We start from the raw sequence: 235 nt of genomic DNA on the forward strand, positions 1-235 counted from the left end.
CGGATGCTGGCGCGCGATGATCCACACGGTCTGCTTGGGCTTGCCTTCGGGCGTGGTGTCGCCGGGCATGCCGAGCGAGAGCAGCGACATCGGCCGGCCCTCGACGCTCTGGCCGAGCTCGCTCAGCGTGGCGTGCGGCAACTGCTGCAGCGCGCCGAGGAATTCCGAGTGGCGCTCCTCGCCGTACGGCTCGAAATACGCGTAGTAAATGCTGTCGAAATCGGGCGTGTGCTCG

Annotated in this window: 1 protein-coding gene; it reads right to left on the reverse strand. The window is 67.2% G+C overall.

Features of this window, described 5'->3' with window-relative positions; translation table 11 throughout:
- Positions 1-235 (reverse strand): M14 family zinc carboxypeptidase (locus SB751_RS35320; protein ID WP_410749652.1); only part of this gene is annotated, 235 nt, incomplete at both ends.

The organism is Cupriavidus sp. SIMBA_020, assembly GCF_046535395.1.
GTDB classification, from domain to species: Bacteria; Pseudomonadota; Gammaproteobacteria; order Burkholderiales; family Burkholderiaceae; genus Cupriavidus; species Cupriavidus campinensis.